The sequence below is a fragment of the Vibrio splendidus genome (assembly GCF_002873455.1).
Lineage (GTDB): Bacteria > Pseudomonadota > Gammaproteobacteria > Enterobacterales > Vibrionaceae > Vibrio > Vibrio splendidus_J.
Window position 1 is genome coordinate 172571 of sequence record NZ_MCUN01000007.1, and the last position, 15034, is coordinate 187604.

11 protein-coding genes and 1 riboswitch are annotated in these 15034 nt (G+C 43.6%); of the genes, 6 read left to right on the forward strand and 5 right to left on the reverse strand.

Features of this window, described 5'->3' with window-relative positions; genetic code table 11:
* Positions 1–53: 53 nt before the first annotated feature.
* Positions 54–153: riboswitch (purine riboswitch) on the forward strand.
* Positions 154–242: 89 nt separating this feature from the next.
* From BCU75_RS05150 to BCU75_RS24355, 3 genes are all read left to right on the forward strand, one after another.
* A complete protein-coding gene (locus tag BCU75_RS05150; RefSeq protein ID WP_102473121.1) occupies positions 243–1241 on the forward strand; it encodes an adenosine deaminase in 999 nt (332 codons plus the stop codon).
* 304 nt (positions 1242–1545) lie between these two features.
* On the forward strand, positions 1546–2262 hold the full coding sequence (locus BCU75_RS05155) for a Crp/Fnr family transcriptional regulator (RefSeq protein WP_076673600.1): 717 nt from the start codon (positions 1546–1548) through the stop codon (positions 2260–2262).
* Between the two features lie 167 nt (positions 2263–2429).
* Positions 2430–2588, forward strand: a complete 159-nt coding sequence (locus BCU75_RS24355; RefSeq protein ID WP_165690341.1) for a hypothetical protein — start codon at positions 2430–2432, stop codon at positions 2586–2588.
* 107 nt (positions 2589–2695) lie between these two features.
* On the opposite strand, the gene BCU75_RS05160 is transcribed toward BCU75_RS24355, so the two are convergent.
* From BCU75_RS05160 to BCU75_RS05180, 5 genes are all read right to left on the reverse strand, one after another.
* Complete coding sequence (locus BCU75_RS05160) at positions 2696–3349, reverse strand: DUF2057 family protein (protein WP_102473277.1); 654 nt, start codon at positions 3347–3349, stop codon at positions 2696–2698.
* A 107-nt stretch (positions 3350–3456) separates the two neighbouring features.
* Entirely contained in the window at positions 3457–3885 is a 429-nt protein-coding gene (locus tag BCU75_RS05165; protein ID WP_102473122.1) for a hypothetical protein, read from the reverse strand.
* Positions 3886–3897: 12 nt separating this feature from the next.
* The gene (locus tag BCU75_RS05170; protein ID WP_102473123.1) at positions 3898–6324 is read right to left on the reverse strand and encodes an ATP-binding protein; all 2427 of its coding nucleotides are present in this window, start codon (positions 6322–6324) and stop codon (positions 3898–3900) included.
* Positions 6317–7411, reverse strand: coding sequence for a cytochrome-c peroxidase (locus tag BCU75_RS05175; RefSeq protein ID WP_102473124.1), 1095 nt, complete (start codon positions 7409–7411; stop codon positions 6317–6319). The genes BCU75_RS05170 and BCU75_RS05175 overlap by 8 nt, the downstream gene beginning before the upstream one ends.
* A 403-nt stretch (positions 7412–7814) precedes the next feature.
* On the reverse strand, positions 7815–9377 hold the full coding sequence (locus BCU75_RS05180; protein WP_076673610.1) for an arylsulfatase: 1563 nt from the start codon (positions 9375–9377) through the stop codon (positions 7815–7817).
* Positions 9378–9724: 347 nt separating this feature from the next.
* Between BCU75_RS05180 and BCU75_RS05185 the strand changes: the two genes are divergently transcribed.
* The 3 genes from BCU75_RS05185 to BCU75_RS05195 all read left to right on the forward strand — a co-directional run bounded on the left by BCU75_RS05185 (position 9725) and on the right by BCU75_RS05195 (position 15027).
* Positions 9725–11272: an arylsulfatase gene (locus BCU75_RS05185; protein ID WP_004730481.1), complete on the forward strand. Its 1548-nt coding sequence runs from the start codon at positions 9725–9727 to the stop codon at positions 11270–11272.
* Positions 11273–11463: 191 nt separating this feature from the next.
* Positions 11464–13896, forward strand: coding sequence for a tetratricopeptide repeat protein (locus BCU75_RS05190; protein ID WP_102473125.1), 2433 nt, complete (start codon positions 11464–11466; stop codon positions 13894–13896).
* Between the two features lie 147 nt (positions 13897–14043).
* On the forward strand, positions 14044–15027 hold the full coding sequence (locus BCU75_RS05195; RefSeq protein ID WP_102473126.1) for an AAA family ATPase: 984 nt from the start codon (positions 14044–14046) through the stop codon (positions 15025–15027).
* Positions 15028–15034 lie beyond the last annotated feature (7 nt).

The following is a 15034-nucleotide window of genomic DNA, read 5'->3' on the forward strand; positions in this document are numbered from 1 at the left end:
GGTTTTTACTCTGTTAACGAGTAATTGATTAGTGAAATTCACACTGAATTCTGTATAGTGGCAACCGTTTGCTTCGTATAATCCCAATGATATGGTTTGGGGGTCTCTACCAGCTCCCGCAAAGTGCTGATTACGAAGGGTTTAGATCACAATTGTGTTCTTACTCTTTGTAATGGCCTTCAAAAAACATCCTGTCTATTATACAGAGTAAGTGCACACCTAAAATCCATAGTAGGTGAAATATGAACGTATTTATTCAAGGTCTTCCAAAAGTAGAGTTGCATCTACACATTGAAGGTTCGCTCGAACCTGAGTTGCTTTTCCAACTCGCTCAACGCAACGGCATTGACTTGCCTTACTCCTCTCCAGAACAACTAAGACGCGCATACGAATTTGATGATCTGCAGTCATTTCTTGATATCTACTATCAAGGTGCTGATGCATTGCGTACTGAACAAGACTTTTATGACTTAACATGGGCTTACATGAAACGTTGCAAAGCCGACAATGTTATTCACACTGAAATTTTCTTTGATCCTCAAACTCATACTGAGCGTGGTATTGCATTTGATATCGCAATTAATGGTATTCATCGTGCGCTAGAGTGTGCTCAGAAAGAGTTGGGAATTACCTCTCAAATCATCGCATGTTTCCTGCGCCATTTATCTGAAGAGAGCGCAATTCAAACGTTCTCAGAGGTGTTAAAGCATCAGGATAAGATCATCGGAGTTGGCTTGGATTCTTCTGAATTAGGGCACCCACCAGAGAAGTTCAAGCGTGTATTCCAACAAGCGAAACAAGCAGGCTTCTTCACGGTGGCTCATGCAGGGGAAGAGGGGCCTGCACAGAACATTGTCGATGCAATTGAAATGCTCAGCGTAAGCAGAGTCGATCACGGTGTGCAGTGTATGACAGACGAAGCTCTGATAGCCGAATTGATTGAAACAAAAATGCCGCTGACCGTGTGCCCACTGTCCAATATTAAATTGCGTGTATTCGATGTGATGGAAGATCACAACATTGTCGAGCTGTTAAGACGAGGCGTGGCCGTGACGATTAACTCTGACGATCCTGCATACTTTGGTGGTTATATGTCGGATAATTTTAAGGCAGTGAGTCAAGCTCATGACATGACGGAGCAAGAACTCGCTCAATTTACTTTAAATGCTATAGAAGCGAGCTTTATTGAAGAATCGTTGAAGCAGCAATATCGCGATGTTGTTTTGGCGTATATCGCTTGAGTTTAAAGTTTCGGTATGTGAAGCAAAAAATAAAAGCAAAAGGCGAAGTATAAGGTATAGATGAATGCGAACTAACTTTCGTAATTCTGTGATTTAGAAAGCCCAAAAAGGCCAACAAGTGTTGGTCATTTTTGTTTCTGATTGCCCACGATTCATTAACGAAGCAAATGACTTAAGTTACTAAGATATAATCTAAATAAAAACCTTTTTCATCCGAGAGGATGAACTATATTTAAAAGAGATTCAAATATCTGGAAATATAACGTCAACGTTGTATTTCGATTGCCGAAGGAGGAATGAATCGTTGTTAGACCCAACAATCAGTAAACAAATTCAGTGGCCTTGTGATTTGCCACAAGACTTTATAGATAGTCTGCTCGAAATCGCTGTTCTAAAAACGGGCATACACAGCCTAGAGATTACGAAAAAATTTCAAAACCTTCCGGGTGTTTTTTATATTCTTACAGGGTCCGCTGGTATCTGCTTTTCAACAGAAAGCATGAAAAGCTTGTCGGGTGGTGTGATAGGAAGGGGGGACTGGATCGGGGCGCTGTCGGTTCATGTCGACTACAGCCTTTTTGCTCTCGCTGAAGAGGTAGACCCCATCACAATGGTACTTTTCCCTTCAGATAAGATCTTAGATCTCGCAGAGAGAAAGTGCATGGTATTCAAATGGCTACTTCATTGCGGTGCAAAAGGTCAGTCTATCTGGATGCAAGCTTACTTGTCGTCTATCCATGAAAAAGAACAAAAAACAATTTATGTGTTGTTAGAACTAGCGGCACGACAAACGAATATTACTGGGGCAACGGTTAGTATCAACATTTCACAAAGTCAACTGAGCAACATCACTGGCATATCAAGGCCTAGGCTAAACGAGGTCCTCAAAGGGATAGAGCAACAGGGTTTGGTTAAGATACAAAGGGGGAAGGTTTCTATCACCAACGTTGAGCGCTTGTATGAGCATATTTCTCCGATGAATTTGATGATACGAGATCCTGTTGCTGAGATTAAGGCGTGAAGCTCTAACAATACGAACTAACGTTTGGATGATTAGATTTTCAGTGTTTACTAAATAGCCCACAACAAAATTATGCACAGTGTTCTTTTAGGAACATACATTACAAGAGAAGATCTATAATGTTGACTCTAGATTTATAAATTAAATTAGAGCGGAATAGAATCATTATGAAAATGGCTGTATTGGAATATAAAGTATTGGGGCTTGGTGATTGGATTAAAACAAGAGTTTCTAGCCGTTGTGCGCACATACTGGCAGCAGAATACAAAGCGCTAGGGTGGCCAACAAAAGTAGATGGCAAAGTGTTATCTTCTGAGCCTGTCTAGTTTACGTAGCTTAAATCATCTAGATAAATCTAGAAACCAAGAAGCTGGCAAAGAGCCAGCTTCTTTCGTTTGAACGAGAGATTTTATTTACTTGTTCGTAATCAAATCTACTTGTTTACGTAATCTTTGAATGTCTGCTTCGTTTCAGCATCAGCCTTTTCGTACCAGAAATACAGCATTTCTTCAGCAGTATTCGCCGCGTTTGCGTCAATCTTTGCTGGTAGCGTTACTGGTTGAACAACGGCCGCTGTTGCGCCTGCTGCTGTACCCATAGCTAGCGCTGCAATGCCGCCTTTCTTGTTGTACTCTTTCGCTTCTTGAGGGAACTTGCGACCAATCTGCATCCCATCTTTCACTAGCTTGTCTTGTTTAACACTGATTGCATTCTGGTCTTCATCAACCAATTTCCAATCTAGGTTTTTAAAACCTTTCTTCGCTTCAGCGGTATTACGGTATTTAGGCATATCAAACGTCAATGCGGCGTCCGTAGCGCTAAAAGTTGCAATAACAGCGTCACTATCAACGAACTCACGGTCGTTACCTTTATCAAAAGCCAGCTGATATTGGAATACGATTTGGTTTTGGCCGTCTGGAACGGTTAGCGTTTTGTGAGAAGAGAAAAGACTACCGTCAAGATCTGGCTTAGCTTCATTAACCGCTAAGACATCTACGCTAGAAGGAACTTCAATTGTCACGTCAGCTAACACGTGTGGTGCTACGATAATTGTGGAAAGCAGCGCAATGGATTGTAATGTTTTCATAATCATACAGTTGTTTATGGGGAGTTAAATTACAATCTCATGCAGAACGAAGTATTTCAAGTTACCTTGTCTCGATTTGGTAAAATTCACCGAAACTTAACCTAAGCCTAATTTTTGAACGTATTAACTGTTCGGTTTTCATCTAGGTGAGTCTGCGACATTGATTTCTCCTCAGCTGCGCTATCATCATCGACTTCTTTTTGGGCCTGCGAGGACGGTAAAGAGATGTAAATAGGAATAATGGCTGAAACCCAAATGGCATAAATCGTCATCACTCGATTGAAAGCGACGAACCAGGTTTCGCTACCGGAACCCGACAAGTAGTAACCCAATAGAGTCAGCAGGGTGCAGATGATAGCCCACATGATAGTGGAAGATGACTCTCCTGTTGTCGATGCGAGTAGCACAATCGTAATGTAGGGAACGGCCATAGCAATACCTAAAGGTACATGATAATCGACGGCGAAAATGATGGTTGCACCAAGAGCTAAGAGCACGTTTGATCGCGTATTGGGTAAATTAAAGTTCCATGTCATGTGATATCTCACTTAGCCTGTTTTACGTTGTTGATTGAGCTTGTTTATTAGGCGCGTAGCTTGGTGGCTATTGACCATCAGGCGGTTGATCAGTTGTTGGAGCAACTCGGCTTCTGGCATGACGTGACGCTCTGCTATCTGTTCCGCGAAAGTTGCGAGCTCCAATACTTCCGTCATTTCAAACTTTGAAGCAATGCTTATTACCGCGTGCAAAGTTTTATTCAAGTCATCGGGTTGGGCGCTCGAGAACAGCTCTATCAATTCATCAATTTCGTTTTCTAGCTCATCAACGAGAGAAGTTAAGCATTTGAGCTTCTCGTCTGATTTGAGAGCATCTTGCGCTAATATTTGGCTACACGACAGTTCTTCCTCTGTGAGTGGTAGTTTGCTTTTGGGATGACGCGTTAACATGGTTATGTTGCTTTCATCTTTAGTTAAAAGGTTATGTGCGTTTGCCAATTTATGTCGGTTAACCTCAAACTGGTGATGAAACTCATTGATGGCGTTTTGTAAGCTGTTTTTCTGTAATGGTTTGGTGAGAACAAAATCAGCCCCTGACATGATAAATTCATCGTGTGCTTCTTTAAATACGTCGGCTGTGCATGCGAAAACTACAGTAGTTAGCTTGAGTTCGTTACGAATTTTTTGAATCGCTTCTATACCGCTCATGTTGGGCATGTGGTTATCCATGATGATTAGGTCATATTGGTTTGAAGCCAATTTATCTAAGGCTTGTAAACCGTCGTAAGCATTCTCAACCGTTAAGTTTATCGACTCACAGAACTTCCTAATCACCATCGCGTTGATCTTGTTGTCTTCGACTAACAATACCGAAAAGTTGTCGAATGTCTTATTGGTTTTTGTTGATGTATGAACGACGACTTTTTCTTCAAGTTCATTCATTTCTAGCGGAAGTGATATGGCAAATCGAGTACCCAAATTAGGCTGACTGGTAACCGTGATTGTGCCGCCCATCAGTTCGACTAACTGCTTAACAATAGAAAGTCCCAATCCTGTCCCACCAAACTTGCGGGTTGTTGAAAGCTCAGCTTGTTCAAAGGCTGTGAATATATGATCAAGCTTGTCTGCTGCAATGCCAATACCAGTATCAGTAACCAAAATGTTCACGCTTGGCGGGGTAGTTGGCGCAATTGAAAACTCGACTTCGACTTTTCCTGATGCAGTAAATTTGACCGCATTACCTACTAAATTAAATAGGATCTGACGCGTGCGTGCGGGGTCTCCCACCAACTGAATGTTGGTTGGTATGTTGTCTTTAATGATAAAAGCGAGGCCTTTGTCTTCAGCAAGAGGCGTCAGGGTTTTATCAAGATGTGTCACTACGTCTACGACTGAGAAAGGGCTATATTCAAGCTCAATTTTACCTTGTTCAACCTTAGAAAAATCAAGGATATCATTCAATATGGTGACAAGATGTTGGCCTGAATCGATGATGATTTGTGCTTGTTTGCGAGTGTCGGCGCTTTGCGAATCCTCTTTGATTATTTGAGCGATACCGAGTACGCCATTCATCGGCGTTCTTAATTCGTGACTCATTGTGGCAAGGAATAAGGACTTAGCTTCGTTGGCTTTTTCTGCTTTGTCTGCCGCTTGTTGATAGGCAAGGTTGTTTCGGTTTAATTCAAAAATTCGGAAGATAAAGATAGCGAATGACAAGGCGAAAGTCAGTAGCGCAAGTGTAATGACGAGTTTAACTATGATGCTTTCTAGCTGGTCTTGAAGGTCGTTGAATCCATGTTCAATTTGCTCAATATATTCCATGCTGTGTATTGAAAGGACTTGAGATAACAGCTGGCTTTGTTGCTGATTAAGTTCGGTGAACGTGTTGGACAGGTTCGCCAATTTTGAGCTTATCTCTTGAGGCTGAATTTGGGTACCAGAAAACAACACGCTAGCAAGCAGTTCACTTTGAATGCTGATATCCGGTGTAGAGAGAGCATTTAACTTTTCTGAATCGTGTTCGCTTGTTGTTTCACGATTGTTTGCTGAATGACTATCAGTGAGTTGTAGCGTTAGGGATTGCAGTATGAACTGACGAGCGACACTCAACCCGACAAGCTTGTCGAGCGTATCGACATTCAATGTCGACGCATTGTGAAAACGCTCTAGTAAATGAGTGTTTTGCAAATCTTGAAAGAACGTAGAGTGGATGCTTTTACCCTGATAGCTACCCTTGAGCTCTTGCAGGTCTATTTCTAGGTTAACTAAGTTAGCAGACATTTGGTAAGGGTTTGAAATACCAACGAGAGCGGCATTGGTTACCTGATCCCGCATTTCTAAAACTTCATGCCCTAATTCGCGAACGGAATCCCCATATTCTGATACTTTCCCATACTCGGAATAGGTCAGTATGATTAAGCTAACCAAGCCTACAAACAGTGAAATAAAGAATAAAAAGATGAGTCTTATCTTATTCATTTTCAAACTCCACTAACATTTGAGGGCGGTTACCCGTTAGGGCTTCTAGGAACGCTTTAATTTCATCAATGGTTTGTTTTTCAAATGCCTTACCGAGTTGGCTCTCACCCATAATTTTGATGGCTTCCTCTAACGTTTCGGTTTGACCATCATGAAAATAGGGCGCAGTGATCGCCACGTTTCGTAAGCTGGCGACACGGAAGAGGTGCTTGTCTTGTGGTTGTCCTGTAAACATAAATCGACCTTGGTCTTCACTTCGTTCTGAACCTGTTTTTGATAACCCAAAATAACCAAATCGCATGACCATGCCACCGCCGATATTGGTTCCCTGGTGGCAACGAATACAGCCTTCATCTTGAAAGGTTTTCCAGCCTCGCTTGGCCGTACCAGAAAGTGCTGAATGATCGCCTCGCAAATACTGGTCGAAAGGAGAGTCAGGCGTAGTCAGCCCTTGAATAAACTCAATGAGCGCTGCTTTAATTGAAGCTTCGTTGATGCCCGTCGATTGTTCTTCGAATAGACGGATGTAAGCCTTCGATTGGGATACATAGTTCGTGATGTGTTCCCAGTTTGAATCCATTTCATCAACGTTATGTACCGGGCCATCGATTTGATCTGCAAGGTTGTTCACCCGACCATCCCAAAAAAATCGGTAGTTAAAGGCAGCGTTAAAAACGGTGAGTGAATTTCGCATTCCCGCTCCATTTACGCCAATGGAAATAGGAGTCACTTCAGCGCCATTGGTTTGTAGGCTATGACAACTTTCACAGCTGACACTTCGGTTTGACGATAAGTTAGGGTCTTTGAATAGCGCCCAACCTATCTTGGCAAGTGATTTGTCTATCTCGGTTGAATTTGGAATGGGGAAGATTTTTTGCTCTGAACGTACTGCCTGTTTGGTATCTTGTGAGTTTGTACTTAAGTCGTGTGCTGACGAGTGTGAATCATCATGGTCGATTTCATGAGAGTGACTGTCTTGGTGTTCAAAAGAGGCATGCATCTTTAAAGAAGCGGCGTCATAAACCAGTAAGCCTATCGAAACGCAAATGACAGTTATGCTTAATACTGCTAAATATGGCGTTTTCATAGCATTAGTTCCATCTAATTTAGATAATTTTGGCAAGTCAGAATCCTTCTGATTTCAAACCAATCTACACTGTGGATGATAGGTTTATATTTATAAACTTAGTTTCATAGTGCTTATGTTGCAAGAAGATGATGTAGCAAGAGCAAGAGGTTCAAGAAGACGTAATTGAATCGCTGACGTGACAAGGGGCATCGTTGGAGATAACACATCACTTAGGGGAAATGAGCGAGTTAACGGTGAATTCGGAAAACCTTGTTGTATAAAACTGAATTTTTTAAGATCTAGATTTAAAAAAACAAGACCTGATGTAGAAAAACCGCGGTCACTGCATAGAGTTACCACGGTTTTGGTATTACATCATGTACTTTCTTTAAACAACTTGAATTACATGATCTAGATGGGCTTATTTAGCTTGCGCTGCTGCCGCTTCTAGTTGCTTCAGTTTACCTTGAAGCATGTAAGCATTTTGGTTGAAGTTACCTGGGTTCAACACTTGGCTTTGCTGCATTGGGTAGTCAGGTAGCGTGTTCATGAACTCTTGCACTTTGCCGCCAACTGGTACGAATAACCACATGTTATCTGCCATCCAACGTAGGTACATGCCCGATTCGTGTGGTGCTTTTTCGAATGGGTCAGCACGTAGGTGAACAACTTGAGGCCAGTTCGTTTGGAAACGTACTGCATCAACAATGTTACCTTCTAGTACCGCAAATGAAATCTTGAAGTCATTCCAACGTACTGCGTTTAGCTCAGCGTTAGCAGAGAAGTAAAGCATGCTGTCACGAGGGCCTTTCTCTTCTTTACCTTGGAAGTAAGGTAGGAAGTTGTAACCATCTAGGTGTACACGCCAGTTTTTACCGTTGTAAGTTGCACCTTTATCAGAAGCAAGTTTATCAACAACTTTTTCATCACCAGCCGCTGCTAGTAGCGTAGGGATCCAGTCTTGGTGACCCATGATGTCGTTGATCTTAGTTCCCGGTTTGATAGTGCCAGGCCAGCGAACTAGCTGAGGAACACGCATGCCGCCTTCGTAAGTTGTACCTTTTTCACCATGGAAGTAAGTTGCACCACCATCAGGCCAAGATACGGTCTCTGCACCGTTATCGGTAGAGTAGATTACGATAGTGTTATCTGCGATTTTAAGCTCATCAAGCTTGTCTAGAAGGATACCCACTTGGTCATCGTGCTCTAGCATGCCATCGGCGTAGATGCTGATACCAGACTTACCTTGGTATTTCTCTTGTAGGCGAGTCCAAACGTGCATACGAGTGGTGTTGTGCCAGATGAAGAATGGTTTGTCCGCTTTCACCGCTTTTTCCATGAACGCTAGAGATTCTTCTAGGAACTCTTCATCTGCGTGCTCCATACGCTTACGCGTCATAGGGCCTGTATCTTCAATCTTACCATCGGCAGTCGACTTGATTACACCACGAGGGCCAAAGTTCTTACGGAACTCAGGGTCTTTAGGGTAGTAGTATGTCTCTGGCTCTTCTTCCGCGTTTAGGTGGTAAAGGTTACCGAAGAACTGGTCAAAACCGTGGTTCGTTGGAAGGTGTTTGTCTTGGTCACCCATGTGGTTCTTACCGAACTGAGCTGTCATGTAGCCTTGTTCTTTAAGAAGGTCTGCGATAGTTGGAGCCCAATCAGGGATACCGTGGTCCGAACCCGGCATACCGATAGTCAGTAGACCAGTACGGAAAGGTTCTTGACCCGTTAGGAATGCAGCACGACCAGCAGTACACGATTGTTGACCGTAGTGGTCAGTAAATAGTGCGCCTTCGTTAGCAATACGGTCGATGTTAGGTGTTTCGTAACCCATCATACCGTTGTTGTATGCACTGATGTTGAATACACCAATGTCATCACCCCAGATAGCAAGAATGTTTGGTTTTTCTGCTGCTGTTGCCGCTGAAGAAGCTGCTAATAAGCCAACACCTAATGCTAGTTTATTAATTTTAGTACCCATAAGGACTCCGATTCACTTTTAAGATTAATGCGTTAGAACAACGCATCGATGAGCAAATGTTATTCTCAAAATTTCGTTACGTCCTTTTATAGTGCTTATAACCAATCGTTATGAGGTGTATTTAAGCTATTGATTATATTAGTTTTAGGTTGGTGGTCTGAAGAAACCCTTAGATAACATGTGTGATCCTTATCATGTTTGTTACCGTAAACCTTATCGATGATTTCTGCATCCGTATCTGAATTGAAAATGATAAAAAGATTAATAGCTTAGCGAGCCTCGCGCATGCTCAAGAAATGGACTATACGTTGTAGGGCAGGATGCAAATAACTTAAGAAGAGGTTTCTATGACAGCGAAATATGGCGTTAAACGTCGTTTAGCGATTTTGGGTACGGCGATGATGGCGGCTTCTACCACCACATTCGCAGCTGAAAAACCGAATATTCTCGTGATTTGGGGGGATGATATTGGGCAGTCTAATGTTAGCGCATATACCTTTGGTTTAATGGGTTACAAAACGCCTAATATTGATAGCATCGCCAAAGAAGGGATGATGTTTACCGATTATTACGCAGAACAATCGTGTACCGCGGGTCGCTCCACCTTTATTACGGGACAAAGCGTATTGCGAACGGGTTTGAGTAAAGTAGGTTTGCCGGGGGCAGACATTGGTTTGCAAGCGGAAGACGCGACAATTGCAGAAATGCTAAAACCCATGGGTTATATGACAGGTCAATTTGGTAAAAACCACCTTGGCGACAAAGATGAATTTCTTCCAACAGCACACGGGTTTGACGAATTTTTTGGCAACCTTTACCACCTGAACGCTGAAGAAGAACCAGAAAATGAAGATTACCCAACCGACCCTGAGTTCCGTAAGAAGTTTGGTCCTCGTGGTGTCATCAAGTCATTTGCTGATGGCAAGATTGAAGATACTGGTCCTTTGACGCGTAAGCGTATGGAAACTGTCGATGAAGAAACACTCGACGCGGCACTTGATTTCATGGATCGCGCAGTGAAAGCGGACAAACCATTCTTCGTTTGGTGGAACGCAACACGAATGCACTTTAGAACGCACGTGAAAGCCGATAGTAAAGGTGTGACCGGTGTCGGTAACTACGCTGATGGTATGGTTGAGCACGATCGACACGTTGGGCAACTATTGAAGCAAGTGGATGAGTTGGGAATCAAAGATAACACGATTGTTTTCTATTCAACGGATAACGGTCCACACATGAACTCTTGGCCTGATGCGGGTACAACCCCGTTCCGTGGCGAGAAAAACACTAACTGGGAAGGCGCATACCGTGTACCTGCAATGGTTCGCTGGCCTGGTAAGATTGAACCAGGAACCGTATCCAACGAAATCATGCATCATATGGACTGGATGCCAACCTTCGTTGCCGCTGCCGGTGATGACCAAATCAAAGAGAAACTACTGAAAGGTCATACTGCGGGTGATAAAACGTTTAAGGTTCACTTAGATGGTTACAACTTCCTTCCTTACCTAACGGGTGAAGAAGAAAAAGGCCGTCGTTCAGAGATCTTCTACTTTACCGATGATGGTGATTTAGCGGCGCTTCGTTATAACCAATGGAAAGCGGTGTTCATGGAGCAACGTGCAACGGGTACCATGCAGATTTGGTCAGAACCGTTCGTGACGTTACGTCTTCCTAAGCTGTTTAACCTGCGTATGGACCCATACGAAAACGCAGATATTACATCGAATACATATTATGACTGGTTGTTAGATCATGCTTATATGTTCGTTCCTGCGCAAGCGTATGTAGGCGAGTTCTTAGAAACGTTTGCCGAATACCCACCACGCCAAAAAGCGGCAAGCTTTAGCTTGGATCAGGTTATGGAAAAACTTCAAGAGAACCATAATAAGTAAACTGTTACACAGTGAAACTGATAACACGAAAGAGCTCCTAGGAGCTCTTTTTTTATGCGCATATCGATGAGTAATCACGAGTCGTGAATATGAGTCACAACTATGGAGCTAACTGCTACTAAATAATTGTAATTCGGTTGTTTTTACGTCTACCTTATTAAGCATAAGGATGTATAAAAACAAGGAATGTTATGTCTGCATGGTTGTGCTCACTAGTGAACGGATTGAAACACCAGCGAGCTGCAGTATTATCCGCAATATTGTCTTTACTCAATTTACCGATACTTATGTTATCGATGCTGAGTTTCAATGTGTATGCCAATGAACAAGTGTCGTCAGTTGGTTCAAAAGCTTTATTTACAGAATCAGAATCAGCCAACTCTCAAGCTACGTATGTAGGCTCTGAGGCTTGTGTTGATTGTCACAGCGCAGAAGTCGAAGCGTGGCAAGGCTCTCATCATGATATGGCGATGAAGCACGCGACTGATGAATCGGTATTGGGCGACTTCAACGATCAAACCGTTACCCACAAAGGAAAACCCAACCGATTTTTTCGCAAAGGCGATGATTTCTGGGTCAACATCGAAGGGCCAAACGGGCAATTCAAAGATTACAAAATCAGCTATACCTTTGCCTTTGAACCACTACAACAGTACATGGTTGAGTTTGAAGACGGTCGTGTACAGTTGATTCCTTTCGCTTGGGATTCTCGCACTGAGGACGAAGGAGGCCAACGCTGGTTTAACCTCTACCCGGATACCACCAACACTGATGAATTCTACTGGACCAATAGCGGTCAAAACTGGAACTTCATGTGTGCTGATTGCCATTCAACGAACCTAGAAAAGAACTACGACAGCGCAAGTAATACTTACAACACTACTTGGTCTGAGATTAATGTCGGTTGTGAAGCCTGTCATGGCCCTGCGAGTGAGCACGTTGAGCAGGCCCAGTTAGCAAAAGCTCAATTAACCAAAGAGCAGTCAGCAAAAGCTAACGGCGGAAAGGATGCTCAAGTCTCGGCGCATTATGGCTTTGATCGCGACTTGTCGAAGTCGGTGAAAGAGTGGGTCTACCAAGAGGGCAACTCAACCCTGCAACCAAAAGACATCATCCATACCAACCAAGTCCAAACCTGTGCTCAGTGCCACAGCCGACGAACTCAGTTAAATGAAACGGGTGATCACGTGAACGGGTCTTTCTTTGATGAGTATCGTTTGAGCTTGATTACTCCTGAGCTTTACCATAACGATGGTCAAATCTACGATGAAGATTATGTTTACGGCTCTTTTCTTCAATCGGCGATGGCTGAAAAAGGCGTCACATGTACTAACTGTCACGATCCTCATACCGCAGAATTAAAGATTGCAGAGGAAGCCGTATGTAGCCAATGTCACATTGCTTCCGAATACACGCCTGAAAAGCACACCTTCCACGAAGCGAATACCGAAGCTTCACAATGTACGACTTGTCACATGCCAGAAACGACGTACATGGAGGTCGACCCAAGACGTGACCACAGTTGGCATATCCCGCGGCCAGATATTAGCCAACACATTAAAACACCGAACGTGTGTACCAGTTGTCATGAAGACCAAACCGACCAGTGGGCAGATAAACAAATTGGCGAATGGTTCCCTGATTCTAAGTATCGTAATCAACAGCACTTTGCCGTTGCCTTTTATGCTGACTCAATAGGGCACAGAGGTGCAGAGGATGCGTTGGCATACTCGGCTCAGGACTCCAGCTTAAGCAATATCATTCGTGCATCTAGCTTAGAACGTTTGGGCGGCAATACGGGTAAGAATACGCTTATCTCGCTAGCAAGAGCGGTGAAACATGATGATGAAATGATCCGTTTGGGCGTTGTGCAAGGCTCGTTTGGTTTCACGTTCACTGACCGTTGGCAGATTTTAGAGCCGCTACTGAAAGACCCTGTATTGTCGATTCGTTCAGAAACTGCAGGCGCGCTAGTACGTTACTGGGGAGAAATGAACCCTCTGCAGAAAGATCAAATCAAGCCTGCATTGGAAGAGTACATTGAGATACAGCAATTTAATGCCGACAGAGGGTTTGGACGTACTAACCTAGGTAATGTTTACCGAGATTTAGGTCAGCACGACAAAGCGATTGAGTTTTATCTAGGCGCTATCGAGATAGAGCCTTATTTCGAGAACAGTTATGCCAACTTGGCTGATTTGTATCGCGCACTTGGCGACGAGCCAAAAGCATTAGCGACACTGAAACAAGGTATTCAAGCTCAACCAAAATCGAGTGTATTACCATACAGCACAGGGTTATCTCTGCTTCGTGTGAAAGATTACGAACAAGCAACGACGTACCTTAAACAAGCGGCGGAAACTGCACAAACCGATCCGCAATATTGGTATGTGTATGGGTTGGCTTTGGAGAAGTCTGATGTGCTTGCTGCAAGTAAATCACTGAACAAGGCTTACCAATTTAGTCGCAACCCACAGCATCTGTATGCCCAATGTGAAGTGTTGGCGCGAAACAGTCATAAACCGGGCGCACCAAAGGCGTTTGAGCAATGTATTTCATCATTGAGCAAAGTAGCACCTCCGGAGGCAATTCAGCAGTTGAAAGCAAAAGCACTTAGCAAGTAGAAAGCACTTATCGAGCAACAAGTTAAGCTGAAATAGAGCGCCATGATCAACGTGGCGATACGCTTATAAATTTATGGTGCTTATAACTAATAGTTATGGGGTTTGTGAGTAGGATGTACGCAGCCAGATTGAATTAAGGGAAGACCTATGAACCATGCGCAACAAGCAATAAACCAACTGATTGAACAAACAGAGAAAAGTGTTATCGGTCAGAGCCACGTCGTTCGGGCTCTGGTGATAGGGTTATTGACCAATGGCCATGTGCTTCTAGAAGGGCTTCCCGGTACAGCAAAAACGCGTTCGGTGAAGTCGTTGGCGAATTTACTGAATACAAGCTTTGGCCGTATTCAGTTTACGCCCGATCTCCTGCCATCTGATGTAACGGGTACTGAAGTGTATCAAGAGCTAGATGGTAAACCTCAACTGCATTTCCAACCGGGTCCTATTTTCAATAGCATTGTTCTGGCCGATGAAGTGAACCGTGCTCCAGCGAAGGTGCAAGCGGCACTGCTTGAAGCGATGGCGGAAGGGACGATAACCGTAGGCGGTCAAACTCATATCCTTCCAGACCTGTTCATGGTGTTAGCGACTCAAAACCCAGTTGAACAAGAAGGTACGTATCCACTACCGGAAGCGCAAATGGACCGTTTCATTATGAAGGTGACGGTCGACTACCCAGAGGATGAAGCTGAGCGCGACATCATTCGACTAGTGCGCAGTGAGGAGCTAGGCAGCGAAACGAGCTCAGAGCTAGTCACACCGCAACACATCGAACCTGAATTGGTACTTGAGGCTCGTCGTCAACTCCCAGAAATTGCCGTTTCCGAATTAGTTGAGAATTACATCGTGGCCTTGGTAATGGCAACGCGAAAACCTGAGCGTTATCCAGAATCAGACTTATCGAAATGGATTGAAATTGGTTCAAGTCCTAGAGCTTCAATTTCATTAGATAAATGTGCTCGCGCTTATGCATGGCTACAAGGGCGTGACCACGTCACTTTAGATGATGTGCGTGCTATGTTGCCAACCGTATTAGGCCACCGATTCTCGTTGTCTTACGATGCATTGGCCGATGGTGTTGACCATCAAAGAGTGGTTGAAGAACTGCTTGATAATGTTGAGATCGGATAACTAGGGG